Source organism: Aurantimonas sp. NFXS3, assembly GCF_049132005.1.
Lineage (GTDB): Bacteria > Pseudomonadota > Alphaproteobacteria > Rhizobiales > Rhizobiaceae > Aurantimonas > Aurantimonas coralicida.
Map to the genome: position 1 here is coordinate 43,250 of NZ_JAGDDZ010000008.1, position 13,461 is coordinate 56,710.

General features: G+C 67.6%; 14 protein-coding genes and 1 other RNA gene. 3 read left to right on the top strand and 12 right to left on the bottom strand.

What is annotated here, in order from left to right:
- Positions 1-3: 3 nt before the first annotated feature.
- The 9 genes from mraY to J3367_RS19240 all read right to left on the bottom strand — a co-directional run bounded on the left by mraY (position 4) and on the right by J3367_RS19240 (position 9,566).
- Entirely contained in the window at positions 4-1,086 is a 1,083-nt protein-coding gene (mraY, locus tag J3367_RS19200) for a phospho-N-acetylmuramoyl-pentapeptide-transferase (RefSeq protein ID WP_024352002.1), read from the bottom strand.
- Positions 1,086-2,597 (bottom strand): UDP-N-acetylmuramoylalanyl-D-glutamyl-2,6-diaminopimelate--D-alanyl-D-alanine ligase, encoded by a 1,512-nt coding sequence (locus J3367_RS19205; RefSeq protein ID WP_421462189.1) that lies wholly within the window; start codon positions 2,595-2,597, stop codon positions 1,086-1,088. Before J3367_RS19205 ends, mraY begins: the two co-directional genes overlap by 1 nt.
- Positions 2,594-4,042: a UDP-N-acetylmuramoyl-L-alanyl-D-glutamate--2,6-diaminopimelate ligase gene (locus tag J3367_RS19210; protein ID WP_187390548.1), complete on the bottom strand. Its 1,449-nt coding sequence runs from the start codon at positions 4,040-4,042 to the stop codon at positions 2,594-2,596. The genes J3367_RS19205 and J3367_RS19210 overlap by 4 nt, the downstream gene beginning before the upstream one ends.
- Before the next feature lie 171 nt (positions 4,043-4,213).
- Entirely contained in the window at positions 4,214-5,899 is a 1,686-nt protein-coding gene (locus J3367_RS19215; RefSeq protein ID WP_228239879.1) for a peptidoglycan D,D-transpeptidase FtsI family protein, read from the bottom strand.
- Between the two features lie 50 nt (positions 5,900-5,949).
- Complete coding sequence (gene ftsL / locus J3367_RS19220) at positions 5,950-6,306, bottom strand: cell division protein FtsL (protein ID WP_024352006.1); 357 nt, start codon at positions 6,304-6,306, stop codon at positions 5,950-5,952.
- Positions 6,307-6,311: 5 nt separating this feature from the next.
- Positions 6,312-7,358: a 16S rRNA (cytosine(1402)-N(4))-methyltransferase RsmH gene (rsmH, locus tag J3367_RS19225; protein ID WP_024352007.1), complete on the bottom strand. Its 1,047-nt coding sequence runs from the start codon at positions 7,356-7,358 to the stop codon at positions 6,312-6,314.
- Positions 7,355-7,816: a division/cell wall cluster transcriptional repressor MraZ gene (gene mraZ / locus J3367_RS19230; RefSeq protein WP_024352008.1), complete on the bottom strand. Its 462-nt coding sequence runs from the start codon at positions 7,814-7,816 to the stop codon at positions 7,355-7,357. Before mraZ ends, rsmH begins: the two co-directional genes overlap by 4 nt.
- Positions 7,817-8,339: 523 nt before the next feature.
- Positions 8,340-8,778, bottom strand: an RNA gene (rnpB, locus tag J3367_RS19235) — RNase P RNA component class A.
- A 68-nt stretch (positions 8,779-8,846) separates the two neighbouring features.
- Positions 8,847-9,566: a winged helix-turn-helix transcriptional regulator gene (locus J3367_RS19240; protein ID WP_024352009.1), complete on the bottom strand. Its 720-nt coding sequence runs from the start codon at positions 9,564-9,566 to the stop codon at positions 8,847-8,849.
- A gap of 60 nt (positions 9,567-9,626) precedes the next feature.
- Here J3367_RS19240 and J3367_RS19245 point away from each other — a divergent pair, with 60 nt between their 5' ends.
- The 3 genes from J3367_RS19245 to J3367_RS19255 all read left to right on the top strand — a co-directional run bounded on the left by J3367_RS19245 (position 9,627) and on the right by J3367_RS19255 (position 11,195).
- Complete coding sequence (locus J3367_RS19245) at positions 9,627-10,055, top strand: VOC family protein (protein ID WP_228239834.1); 429 nt, start codon at positions 9,627-9,629, stop codon at positions 10,053-10,055.
- 155 nt (positions 10,056-10,210) lie between these two features.
- Positions 10,211-10,561: a DUF1428 domain-containing protein gene (locus tag J3367_RS19250; protein ID WP_421462193.1), complete on the top strand. Its 351-nt coding sequence runs from the start codon at positions 10,211-10,213 to the stop codon at positions 10,559-10,561.
- Positions 10,562-10,565: 4 nt separating this feature from the next.
- The gene (locus J3367_RS19255; RefSeq protein ID WP_421462195.1) at positions 10,566-11,195 is read left to right on the top strand and encodes a VOC family protein; all 630 of its coding nucleotides are present in this window, start codon (positions 10,566-10,568) and stop codon (positions 11,193-11,195) included.
- On the opposite strand, the gene J3367_RS19260 is transcribed toward J3367_RS19255, so the two are convergent.
- The 3 genes from J3367_RS19260 to J3367_RS19270 form a co-directional block, all read right to left on the bottom strand.
- Positions 11,156-11,608, bottom strand: coding sequence for a lytic transglycosylase domain-containing protein (locus J3367_RS19260; protein WP_421462197.1), 453 nt, complete (start codon positions 11,606-11,608; stop codon positions 11,156-11,158). The genes J3367_RS19255 and J3367_RS19260 overlap by 40 nt on opposite strands.
- Positions 11,609-11,824: 216 nt before the next feature.
- The gene (locus J3367_RS19265) at positions 11,825-12,613 is read right to left on the bottom strand and encodes an N-acetylmuramoyl-L-alanine amidase (protein WP_421462199.1); all 789 of its coding nucleotides are present in this window, start codon (positions 12,611-12,613) and stop codon (positions 11,825-11,827) included.
- Positions 12,610-13,323, bottom strand: coding sequence for a J domain-containing protein (locus J3367_RS19270; RefSeq protein ID WP_009210171.1), 714 nt, complete (start codon positions 13,321-13,323; stop codon positions 12,610-12,612). The genes J3367_RS19265 and J3367_RS19270 overlap by 4 nt, the downstream gene beginning before the upstream one ends.
- Positions 13,324-13,461: the final 138 nt, after the last annotated feature.

Here is a 13,461-nt window from a genome sequence, read left to right on the forward strand (position 1 = left end):
CACTTACCTCAGCTTCAGGGTCGACAGGCCGACGAAGGCTAGCATGAAGGCGATGATCCAGAAGCGGATCACGACCTGGCTCTCGGTCCAGCCGAGCTTTTCGAAATGGTGGTGGATGGGCGCCATCAGGAAGACCCGCCGCCCGGTCAGCTTGAACCAACCGACCTGGATGATCACCGACAGCGCCTCGATGACGAACAGGCCGCCGATGATGGCGAGGACGATCTCGTGCTTGGTGGCGACGGCAACCGTGCCGGTCATGCCGCCCAGCGCCAGCGAGCCGGTGTCGCCCATGAAGATGGCAGCCGGCGGAGCATTAAACCACAGGAAGCCGAGTCCCGCGCCGATCACCGCGCCGCAGATCGGCGCCAGCTCGCCGGTGCCGGCGACATAGTGGATCTGCAGGTAGTTGGCGAAGTTCACATTGCCGGCGACATAGGCGATCAGGCCGAAGGCGCCGGCGGCGATCATGATCGGCACGATCGCCAGGCCGTCGAGACCGTCGGTCAGGTTCACGGCATTGGCCGCGCCGACGACGACGAAGGCGGCGAAGCCGACATAGAACCAGCCGAGATTGAGGAGGATTTCCTTGACGAAAGGAAACGCCAGCGAGGTCGCGAAATCGCCCGTGCCGGCATAGATGATCAGCACCGCCGCGACGCCGGCGATCAGGAACTCCAGCGCCAACCGCATCTTACCGGAAAAGCCCTTGTCGCTCTGCTTGGTTACCTTGAGATAGTCGTCGTAGAAGCCGATCGAGCCGAAGCCGAGCGTCACCAGCAGCACCGTCCAGACATAGAGATTTCGCAGGTCCGCCCACAGCAGCGTCGCCGTCAAGAAGCCGGTCAGCATCATCAGGCCGCCCATGGTCGGCGTGCCGGCCTTCTTGAAATGTGTCTGCGGTCCGTCGGCGCGGATCGGCTGGCCGCGGCCTTGGCGCACGCGCAGATTGGCGATCACGACGGGGCCGAACAGAAAGACGACGAGGAAGCCGGTAATCATCGCCGCCCCGGTGCGGAAGGTGATGTACCGGAAGACGTTGAACAGCGGAAAATCGGCACCGAACTGGCCGAGATAGGCAATCATTAAGCGGCTCCCGCTGGGTCTGTATCGTCCGCCGGCGGTTCGGCCGGGGACATGGCGTCGCGGGAGGAGGTCTCCGGCGCGTCGGTGGCTGCCGCCTTGGGCGGATAGAGGGCGAGGAGCCTGTCGACCAGCGGCGAGAAGCCGATGCTCTTGGACGCCTTGACCATGACGACGTCGCCGGTGCGCATGGTCTTCAGGAGGCTGTCCAGCAATTCGCCGGCATTCTCGTGCCATTCGCGGCGCACGCGCGATCCCAGCACGTCGTCGAGCGCCTTCATCTCGTCGCCGGCCAGGAAGACAAGGTCGACGCCGGCCGCCTCGATGGGTTCGACCAGGCCGGCATGCAGGCTTGGGGCCTTGTCGCCGAGTTCCAGCATGTCGCCGAGGACGGCGATGCGGCGACCGCCCTCGCCCGGCTGCGCGGCGCTTAGCACGTCGAGCGCGGCGCGCATTGAGGCTGGGTTGGCGTTGTAGCTCTCGTCGATCAGCTCGACCTGGCCGCCGGCCGGCATCGGCAGGAGGTCGCGCCCGCCGCGTCCCTTGACGGCGCGCCAGTCCTTCAGCGCGTCGGCGACCCGGTGAAGGTCGGCATGGGCCAGCGACGCCGCGCCGAGGACGGCGAGGACGTTCTGCGCCATGTGGCGGCCGCGGGAGGTCAGTTCGACGTGCACCGTGTCGCCGCCGATATCGGCCTCCATCACCGAATGCTCGCCGGTCGGCGCGAAGCACAGGAGCCGGAAATCGGCGCCGGCACTTTCGCCGAAGGTGCGGATCTCGGTGACGCCGGCCTTGCGGGCCATGGTCGCCAGCGGGCCGCATTGCGGATCGTCGGCGTTGAGGATGGCGGTGCCGTCGCTGACCAGCCCCTCGAATATCTCGGCCTTTGCCTCGGCGATCTCGTCGAGGTCGCGGAAATGGCCTAGATGGGCCGGCGCGATCAGGGTGATGATCGCCAGATTCGGCCGCACCAGCTTGACCAGCGGCCGGATCTCGCCGGGATGGTTCATGCCGATCTCGAAGATGGCGAAGCGGGCGTCGCGCGGCAGGCGGGCGAGGCTCAGGGGCACGCCCCAGTGATTGTTGAAGGAGGCGACGCTCGCATGGACCTTGCCCTCGGCGGCGAGACCATGGCGCAGGGCCTCCTTGGTGGTGGTTTTGCCGACGCTGCCGGTCACCGCCACGATGGTCGCCTTGGAGCGCGCCCGCGCGGCTTCCGCCAGGCGCGACATCGCCTTCAGGACGTCGTCGACGATCAGCAGCGGCGATTGCACCCGGCCGAGCGCCGGCAGCTTCTGCTCGGAGACGACATGCAGCGCCGCCCCCGCCTTGGTCGCGGCGGTCAGGAAATCATGGCCGTCGAAGCGGTCGCCCTGGATGGCGAAGAAGGCGTCGCCCGCCTCCAGCGTCCGCGTATCGATGGAGATGCCTGAGATCGTCGCCGGCAGATCGCCGAGCGGACGGGCATGCATCGCCGCCGCCATGGCGTCGACGTCCCACAGTGCTGCGTTCATCGGGCCGCCTCCGTGAGTGCTGCGCGGACCTCTTCATGGTCGCTGAAATGATGGGTGATGCCGGCGACCGTCTGGCCGACCTCGTGGCCCTTGCCGGCGATCACCACGGTGTCGCCGGTGCGCGCGCTCGCCACGGCCTCGCGGATCGCGGCGCGCCGGTCGCCGATCTCGCGGGCGCCGTCGGCGGCGGCCATGATCTCGGCGCGGATCGCCGCGGGCTCCTCGGAGCGGGGATTGTCGTCGGTGACGATGACGATGTCGGCGAGGCGCGCGGCGATCTCGCCCATCATCGGCCGCTTGGCCCGGTCGCGGTCCCCGCCACAGCCGATCACCACGAGGACGCGGCCCGTCGTGAACGGCCGCACGGCCGCCAGCACGTTCTCCAGCGCCTCGGGCTTGTGCGCGTAGTCGACGAAGACCGGCGCGCCGTCCGCCGTGGTGCCGGCAAGGTCGAGCCGTCCGGCGGCGCCCTTCAGATGCTCCAGCGCCGCCAGCGCATCGGCGGTCGCAACCCCGGTCGAAATGGCGAGACCGGCGGCGACGAGGGCATTGGCCATCTGGAACTCGCCGGCCAGCGGCAGCACCACCCGGTGGATGCGGCCCTCGGCCTCGATCTCGGCGATCTGGCGCTGGCGCTCCAGTTCGAGCCGCTTCAGCGTCAGGTAATTGCCGCCGCGACCGACGGTCATCACCTTCGCGCCGACGCTCGTCGCCACCTCGATGGCGCGGCCCGACCAGCGGTCGTCGGCGAAGATCACCGCCGGGGCGCCCTTCGGCAGCAGCGTCGTGAACAGCCGCATCTTGGCGGCAAAATAGGATTCGATGTCCGGATGATAGTCGAGATGGTCGTGGCCGAGATTGCTGAAGGCCGCCGCGGCCAGCCGCACGCCGTCGAGTCGGCGCTGGTCGATGCCGTGGCTCGACGCCTCCATGGCCGCATGGGTCACGCCCTCGCCGGCCAGTTCCGCCATCAGCCGCATCAGGGCGATGGGGTCGGGGGTCGTCAGCGAGCCGTATTCGTCGCGGCTTGGCGAGACGACACCGGTGGTGCCGACCGAGGCGGCGGCGAGGCCGCAGCGCGCCCAGATCTGGCGGGTGAAGGTGGCGATGGAGGTCTTGCCGGCCGTCCCAGTGATGGCGACGACGTGGTCCGGCTGGGCGCCATGGAAGCGCGCGGCCATCGCGGCGATCGCCCGGCGCGGATCGGCGGCGCGCAGGACCGGTAGCGTGGTGTCGATCGCGGCCCCCTCGCCGGCCAGAATCGCGGCGGCGCCGCGCGCCTCGGCGTCGGCAACGAAGCGCGCCCCGTCGGCGCGGCTTCCGGCCAAAGCGGCGAACAGGAAGCCGGCACCGGTCTCGCGCGAGTCGACGCACAGGCCGGCGATGTCCGGATCGGACGTCGTCTGCCCCGTGGCAAGATCCTCAGCGAGTTGGGAAAGCTTCATTAACCATGTTCCGAGCTGGACCGAAAAGCCGGCGCATAGCCCGCCGGCCCGTCGGTCTTCTATAGGCAAGCGCCCGTCCGGTGAAGCGCACATCTCGCTGCGGCCCGACGCTTCGGTCCGGCTGTGGCTTTCCTGCGGCAGCGGTCCCGGCCGCCGCAGGCGATCCCCGGTCTAGTAGGAGACCAGCAGCGACTTGCCCTCTTCGCCGAACTCGGGCCGCACGCCCAGGAGGGTCGCCGAACGCCGGATGATGTTGCCGACGGTCGGCGCGGCGTTCATGCCGGCGGTGGCGTAATACTGGCCATCCTCCGGCTGGGGCTCGTCGATGACGACGAGGACGACATAGCGCGGATTGTCCATCGGGAAGGCCGACAGGAAGGCGTTGAACTTCTTGGTATCGGAGTAGCGCCCGTTGACCACCTTGTTGGCCGTGCCGGTCTTGCCGCCGACGCGGTAGCCGGTGACGTCGGCCTTGTTGCCCGAGCCGCGCTGGTCGGCGACATTCAGCCGGAAGAGATAGCGCATCTCGTCGCTTGTCTTCTCGCTGAGGACCCGCGTGGCGACGGCCTCGGCCTCGGCGCGGCTGCGCGGCAGGAAGGTCGGCGGGATCAGCTTGCCGCCGTTCATCAGCGCGGCGGCGGCGACCGCGGTGTTCAGCGGCGTCGTCGACACACCGTGACCGAAGGAGATCGTCACCGAATTGATCTGCTTCCAGACCTTCGGCTGGGTCGGCGTGGCGACTTCGGGCAGTTCGGTCGTCATGCGCGACAACAGGCCGACGCGGGTCAGGAATTCCCGGTGGCCCTCGATACCGACGGCCTCGGCTTCCTTGGCGCTGCCGATGTTCGAGGAATAGATGAAGACCTCGGGCACGCTGAGCACCCGGCGCTTGCCGTGGAAGTCGGAAATGGTGAAGCCGCCCATGCGGATCGGCCGCGTCGCGTCGAAGCTGTCGGTGATCTTCACCTTGCCGGAATCCAGCGCCATCGCCGTGGTGAAGGCCTTGAAGGTCGAGCCCATCTCGAACAGGCCCGCTGACATGCGGTTCATGCGGTCCTTGTCCAGCGCCTGGCTCGGCTGGTTCGGATCGTAATCCGGCAGCGAAGTCATGGCGACGACCTCGCCGGTGTGGACGTCGAGCACGACGCCGCCGGCGGCGATCGCCTTGTAGCGGGCCATGGCGGCGGCCAGTTCGTCACGCACGATGTGCTGGACGCGCAGGTCGAGCGACAGCTTCACCGGCTCCAGGTCGGTGCCGACGGCAAGGCCCGCATCCTGCAGAGCGCGGTAGCCCTGGTCGTCGATGTATTTCTCCATGCCGGCAGTGCCCTGATTGTCGACATTGGTATGTCCGACAATGAAGCCCGCGGTGGTGCCGCCCGGATAGAAGCGCCGCTTCTCGGTGCGGAAGCCGATGCCCGGGATGCCGAGGTCGAGCACGGCCTGCTGCTGGCCCGGCGTCAGCTCGCGGCGCAGCCAGACGAAGCCTGCATTGCTGGCAAGACGGCGATAGAGCCATTTCGGGTCGAGATCCGGCATGACGCCGAGCAGCAGTTCGCTCGCCTCGTCGGGATCGATGATGCGGCGCGGCTCGGCGAAGAGCGAGGCGGTCTTGATGTCGGTGGCCAGCACCTCGCCGTTGCGGTCGAGGAGGTCCGGGCGGTCCGACATGATCTTGTCGGCGGCGCCATAGGCGGCGGCGCTTTCCGTCGGCGCGACGCCCCACATGACGAGGCGGCCGCCGATGACGCCGTAGATGCCGACGAACAAGCCCATGGCGATGACGAAGCGGCTGCGGTTCTTCGGTCCGCCGCGATGGCGGCGCGGCCGGCCGAAATGGTCGCAGTCCGGCAGCATGGTGCCGGCGGCAGCGGGCTTGTTGCGCTTGAATGGATTGGGGAGTCGCATCACCGCACCACCGTGTCGGAGCTGTCGGCATAGCCGCCGAGATTGCCGCCGGTTTCGGGCACGAGGTTCACCGGACGCCGGGGCAGCTCGTCGGGCCGCACGATCTGGTCGGGACGCATGGGCTGCAGCTGCAGCTCGTCCTGGAAGACATTGGCGATGCGCTGCAGCCGGTTCGGTTGGTCCAGCAGGCTCCAGTCGGCTTCCAGAAGCGAGATCGTCTCGCGCTCCAGCGCGATGCGGCGCTCGACCTTGGCGACCTCGGTCTCCAGTGTCTCGGCCTCGTGCTTGATCTTGTAGGTCCAGGCTGCCGCAGAAATCATGACTGCAATCAGGACGATATCGAGAGTTTTCAACATGGTACTCAAACTCCGGTATCTGGGAGATCGGCGAGCGACGGCAGACCGGCAAAGCCGAGCTCGTCGGCGTCCTGACGGGCCGGCTCGGCGGTGCGGATGCCGGCGCGCAGCTTGGCCGAGCGGGCGCGGGGATTGCGCTCCGCCTCGGTATCGGTCGCGCCGACGGCGCGGTTGCGCGCCTCGAAGGTCCGGGTGGCCGGCGCCACGTCCGGCAGATGGCGCGAGCCCGACGGCGGCGAGGACCGGTCGCGCAGGAAGCGCTTGACGATGCGGTCTTCCAGCGAGTGGAAGCTGACGATCACCAGCCGGCCGCCGGGCTTCAGCACCCGCTCGGCCGCCACCAGCGCGCGGGCGAGTTCGCCGAGCTCGTCATTGACGAAGATGCGCAGCCCCTGGAAGCTGCGCGTCGCCGGATCGATCTTGTCCTTGGGGCCACGCCCGACGACCTTGCCGATGACGCCGGCGAGATCGAGGGTCCGCGTGAAGGGGTGCTCGAGACGGCGCGCCTCGATGGCCCGGGCGACCCGGCCCGCCTGCTTTTCCTCGCCGAGAATGCCGATGACCCGCAGAAGGTCGCCGACCTTCAGGCGGTTGACGACATCGGCGGCGCTCGGGCCGGCGCCGCTCATGCGCATGTCGAGCGGACCGTCCTTCTGGAAGGAAAAGCCGCGCTCGGCCTCGTCGAGCTGCATGGAGGAGACGCCGACATCGAGGACGATGCCGTCGACGCGACCACCGGCGGCCTCGGCCTGGGTCTCGACGATGCGCTGCAGGTCGCCGAAGCGCCCCTCGACCGGCGTCAGCCGACCGTCACAGCCCTTGGCCAGCTCACGCGCCGTCGCGATGGCCGCGGGGTCGCGATCAATGGCGATGACATCGGCGCCGGCCTCGAGGATAACGCGAGTATAGCCGCCGGCCCCGAAGGTGCCGTCGACGATGATCTCGCCCGGCTTCGGTGCGAGCGCCTCGAGCACTTCTGCGAGAAGCACCGGGATGTGGCGAGCCGGTCCGCCAACCACGGGATCGTCGATCCCGTCGTGACCCGCCGTCATTCCGGTGCTCCCGCAGAAGCCTTGCCGCCCGGCGATGTCGCCAGGAGCCGTGCCCGTGCCTCGCTGCGTGCCGCCTCGAACCGCGCCGGCTCCCAGAGCTGGAAGTATTTGCGCGTTCCCACGAAGGCGACCTTGTCCGTGATGCCGGTATGCGAGCGGATGAAGTCCGTCACCACGATCCGCCCCTCCGCATCGAATTTCAGATACGCGCCGTCGCCGTAGGCGAACAGCGCAAGGTCCTGATAGGCCTCGCTGAACGGATCCTGGGTATCCATCTGGCGCTCGAAGCGCTCCAGCAGATCCGGCCCGCCCACTTCCATCACCGGCAGCGAGAGGCTGCGCATGGCGAACAGGTCGCGAATTCCACGCGCGGCGATCACCTGCCGGAACGAGGCCGGCACGGACACCCGACCCTTGGAGTCGATGTTGTTGACGTAGTTGGAGAGGAACCAGTCCATCAGCCGCAGCGCTGCCCGTCGCGACAGATTCCCATCTCATCAAGGCCCCCGCCTGCCTGCCGTGCGACTGGCGCACCATCCCCATGGCGCTGCCCGACTTGCGGCAACTCTTGCCCGCCCCGGACAGCCCGAAGCGCATCGTTTTCTGCCTGAAACGGAGCCCCGACCGGCCCCTGAATGATGGCTTATGGAATATCATGGGCACTCTTGGTCGTCAATGGGATGGCCCCACACGAAGGCGGCGCACGGCCTTCCAAGACGGTCTAGCACCCAGCCGTTAACGGCCTATTAACATTGACGTTTTCCAAACATTCCAAGGTTTCTTGGCAGCCAGGAGTTCAGGCGCAGCAAGACCTCCGACTGCCGGCTGACGGAACGGAAATTCCATAGGAATTCGGGGCGCTTGCGGCGCGAGGGGACGCCAGCCCATGGCCGAACAGAAATATCTGCCGGGACGCCTTCGACTGACAGCCGACTGGGACGATCGGCCGATCGCGGCGACGCGCCCGAAGTGGGAAATGAAAGTGCCAGCCGGCCTGTAAGCCGGGTTCTGTCAGCGGCATGACCGCCGGACGGCCATTCCTCTGGGACGCCCCTTGCGGGCCGCCTCTAGCAACCTACCCGAACGACCGGCCCGGAGAGGGCTGGCGATCCGTCTTGCGACGGACCGACCACGTCGTTCCTATTCGGTCTTGCTCCCGGTGGGGTTTGCCGTGCCGTCGCTGTTGCCAGAGACGCGGTGGGCTCTTACCCCACCGTTTCACCCTTACCCCGCCAGCACTGCGGCTCCGTCGCGCTTCGTCGCGCAAGCCGCACTGCAGGCGGGGCGGTCTGTTTTCTGTGGCACTTTCCCTGGGATCACTCCCGCCGGACGTTATCCGGCACCGTTTCTCCGTGGAGCCCGGACTTTCCTCCCCCGCCGTCTTTCGACATGTGACGGGAGCGGCCGTCCAGCCGGCTGGCGCCCGCTACGTGTTCCGCACGGCCGGCGAAGTCAACGCCTAATCGTCATCGGCCGCGCGAAGCCTGCTCATTCCGGTGCCGTCGCGGCCAGCTTCGCCTCGGCCTTGGACGGCAGCGCGAACAGCGCCACAAAGCGCTCGGCAATGGCCCGGTCGCCGGTGAGGGTTAGCGCGCCGTCGGCCTCCAGCGCCGCCAGCGGCACCTTGCCGTAGACCGCGCCTGCGATGACCGGCGGCTCGGCGGCCAGGACCACGTCCGCCGTATCCGGCGTTTCGGCGGCGATCTCGATCCGGCCGTCCGCGACATGGGCGAGGAAGCTCTGGTCGCCGACGACGAAGCCGAGCCGCGCGGCAAAGCCGTCGGCCTTTTCGGGATCGAACATGGTGCGCAGCGACAGCATAAGCGAAGACGCGCTGAACGGCATCGCCGGATCGTGCGCCGGCGAGCGCACCGCCCAGCGCCCCAGCGCTTGGAAGATCGGCTCGCACTCATAGCCCCATTCGGTGAGCTCGTAGACCTGCGAGGCCGCCGGCGGCGGCAGCTTTCGCCGCAACAGCACGCCCGCCGCCTCCAGCCCTTCCAGTCGCTGGGTGAGGACATTGGCGCTGAGCCCCGGCAGGGCGGACCGCAGATCGGAGAAGCGGCGCGGCCCCCACATCAGCTCGCGCACAACGAGCAGCGCCCAGCGCTCGCCGAGCAGGTCCATGGCGTGGGCCGCGGCACAGGCATCTTCATAACGACGGCGCTGGCGGGTGTCAGGATTCTTGGTTATTTTTTCTAACTTCATTGTTGTCTTTTATAACGTGATGGGTCATCAATCGCAAATACGAGATCGCGAGAGGTGTTCATGTCCCGCCTGATATTCGTCAATCTGCCCGTGGCCGACCTGCCCCGCGCCATTGCCTTCTACGAGGCCGTCGGCGCCGTGCGAAATCCGCAATACTCCAACGAGACGGCCGCCTGCATGGTGTTTTCGGAGACCATCCACGTGATGATCCTGACCCATGCGCGCTTCGCCGACTTCACCCACAAGCCGATCGCCGACGCGCATGCCACCACCGAGGTGCTGCTCTGCACGACGGTGGACAGCCGCGAGACGGTGGATGCGGTGGTCGGATGGGCGGGCGCGGCCGGCGGTGTCGCCGACCCGACGCCCAGCCAGGATCACGGCTTCATGTACATGCGCAGTTTCGAGGATCCCGACGGTCACATCTGGGAAATCTCCTGGATGGATCCGGCCGCGGTTCCGGCCGACAGCGAGATGGCGACGGCCTGACACGCCGCCGGGCGGATCGCCGGCTCGGCCCGGCGCGCTGCCCCTCGCCCGCCGCGGCATCGGCGCGAACCGGACACCGTCGCGGCCATCCGGCCCCCGGCACGGCGACCCTCGCCCTGCCGCAACGCAGACAGCCCGCAACGAAGGAGGAACGCATGGAATATGTCGATGGATTCGTGGTGCCGGTCTCCGCCGCCAACAAGGACGCCTATCGCGAGATGGCGGTGAAGTTCGCGCCTTTGTTCAAGGAGTTCGGCGCCCTGCGCATGGTCGAATGCTGGGGCGACGACGTGCCCGACGGCAAGGTCACCGACTTTCGCCGCGCGGTGCAGGCCGAGGAGGGCGAGGTCGTCGTCTTCTCCTGGATCACCTGGCCGGACAAGGCGACCCGCGACGCCGGCATGAAACGGGTGATGGAGGATCCGCGCATGCAGCCGGGCGGCGACATGCCCTTCGACGGCAAGCGGATGATCTTCGGCGGCTTCCAGGTCATTCTGGACAGCTGAGCCCATGTCGAAGATTTCCCCCTGCCTCTGGTTCGACACCGAGGCCGAGGCGGCGGCGCGCTTCTACGTCGAGACGTTCCGCGCCTGCGGCCAGACCGCCTCGCTCGGCGACACGCTGCTCTATGGCGAAGCCTTCCCCGACCGGGAGGGCAGCGTCCTGACCATCGGCTTCACGCTGGCCGGACAGGACTTCATCGCGCTGAACGGCGGATCGAGCTTCAAGATCACGCCGGCGGTGTCGCTGTTCGTGTCCTGCGCCGACCAGGCCAAGATCGACGCCTTCTGGGAGCGCTTCCTCGACGGCGGCACGGTGCAGCAATGCGGCTGGGATCACCGACCGGTTCGGCCTGTCCTGGCAGATCGTGCCGGCCGCCCTCAAGCGGATGACCCACGATCCGGACAAGGCGCGGGCCGCCCGCGTCATGCAGGCGATGATGGGCATGGTGAAACTGGACCTGGCGTCCCTCGAAGCCGCATATCGAGGCGAGGCCTGACGGGAGCGCGGGCGGGCATTGTCACCCCTCTGCCCGCCGCGATCCCGATGGAAGCGGCCGCAACCCCCTCGCGGCCGCTTCCATCGCATGGGAAGGCCGATCAGGCCTGGGCGAGCTCGCGCTTGACCTTCGAGCAATAGCGCTGGGAGATCGGGTTCATCCGCTTGGCGTAGTGACCGGCATTGTACTTCAGGATCGTGCCGCAGGTGGTGCCGCCGCCGCGCTGCACGGCACCGGCCAGGTAGCGCATGCCCCATTTGATGTTGGTCGCCGGGTCGTAGAGCGCCTTGGTGCTGCCGCGATAGCCCATGCCGCGCGCCGTCGCCGGCTTGATCTGCATCAGCCCGACTTCGCCGGCCGCGCCGGTGACCGAGGAGCGGTAGCTGCTCTCGATGTTGATGACCGCGTGCGCCAGGTTCAGCGGCACGCCATGGGCGGCGGCTTCCTTGGCAATGATCGTCGCGAACGGCCGGTCGGCAAAGCGCTCGAGCGCTGCGACCTGCGTGGCGGACGTGATCTCGGATGTCGTGTCGTTGGCGAAAGCAGTCGTCATATGGCCGAATGCAAGCGTCGCGGCGAGAGCCACGGCAGTCAGTCTGTACATAAAAACCCCAAGTGATCGATGCCGGCCATCCCCTTGCAGGGCCGGCGCTATTTCCCTCGAAAGCGGCGCACCGCAGTTGCGAAGGACCGCTGTGTGCGGCGCAAAACCATCGGGATTGTGACGGGCCGATCACGCAACATTTCAGGCTGCAACAAACACCGTGAATCAGACGCTTGTGGTTGCGCTTTCATCGAGGTCGAAGGGCGACCGCGGCAGGCTGGTCAGAAGCCGGTGCAGGGTTTCGATCGTCGAGGCGTCGGCGACACCGTCGACCCGCTCCTGGCGGAAATGCCGCTGGAAGGCGACGGTCGCCTGACGCGTTGCATCGTCGAAGGTTCCGTCGCACGGCACGCTGTAGCCATAGGCCGCCAGCAGCGACTGATAGGCGGCGACGGGCTCGCCCCGATCGCCGAGGCCGAAGTAGCGTCCGCCCCTCAGCGGCGCCGGATTCACTGCGTGGCCGATGCCGGCGGAAAAAAGTTGAAGCCAGGGGAACTTTTCGCCGGGATCGGACTTTCGCGCGGGAGCAACGTCTGAGTGCGCCAGCACGAATTCGGGCCGGATCGCCCACCGCGCGACACAATCGGCACACAATCGCGTCACCGCATCGATCTGCGCGGCCGGGAAATCGGGATAGCCGTTGCCGTGCCCGACATTGACGATCTCGATGCCGATGGAGCGCGAATTGATGTCGTCGCGGCCGCGCCAGCTCCCCGCCCCCGCATGCCAGGCGCGCCTTTCCTCCGGCACCATCTGCACGATCCGCCCGTCCTCGTGGACGAGATAGTGGCAGGACACCTCGCTCTCGGGGGCGCAGAGCCAGCGCATCGCCGCCTCCCCGGTGCCCATGCCGGTATAGTGCAGGATCAGCATGTCCGGCCGCAGCCCGTCGCGGCGTTCGGTATGGTTCGGCGACGGACAGATCTCGTCGACGCCGGCATGGTCTGGAATCACGCCGCGGTCTTTCCTGCAATCTGGCTGTAGGCGTTGTTGATCGCCTTCATCCGCTCGGTTGCGATGAACATGAACTCGTCGGGCACGCCGCGGGCGGCCAGCCGGTCGGGATGGTTCTCGCGCACCAGCGTCAGATAGCGGGCCCGGGTCTCCGACGGCGCCGCGTCCGGGTCGAGCCCGAGCACCGCATAGGGATTGCTGGGTCCCAGAATGTGCCGGTTCTTGACGTCGGTGAACTCGGTCTCGCTCAGGCCGAAGATGCGGGCGACCTCGGCCAGGAACTCCAGCTCGCGCTCATGCACCAGCCCGTCCGCCTTGGCGATGTGGAACAGCCCGTCGAGAACGTCGGTCAGAAGCTCGCAGGTCTCGCCTTCCTCGCGGCACAGCCCCTTCAGCCGCATCGCATAGGTGTCGAAGCCGGCAATGTCCTGCTTGGCGATGTCGTAGAGACGGAAGACGTTGCGCAGTTCCTCCGGCGGGATCTCGAGGATCTCCTGGAACGCTGTCACCTCGCGCGGCGAGACGATGCCGTCGGCCTTGGCCATCTTGGCGGACAGGGCGATCACGGCGACGCCGAAGGCCACGCGCTTGCGCGTGTCGCGATCGCCGCCGAAGATCGCACGGATGCTCTCGAAGATGGCGTCCAGCGTCGCGCGGCTGCCGGCGGGTATGCCCTGCAGCAGCGTGTTGAGGCTCGTCAGAATGTTCATCGCGCCGCCCCGCCGGCCATGTTGTCGAATCGAGATTATCTGCGATCGTTCGCTGCGACGCAAACCAACGGGCGCCGAACGCCTGCGAACAGCCCGTCACCGCCACAAAACAGCGCCGGCTCGTGCCAAACGACGCCA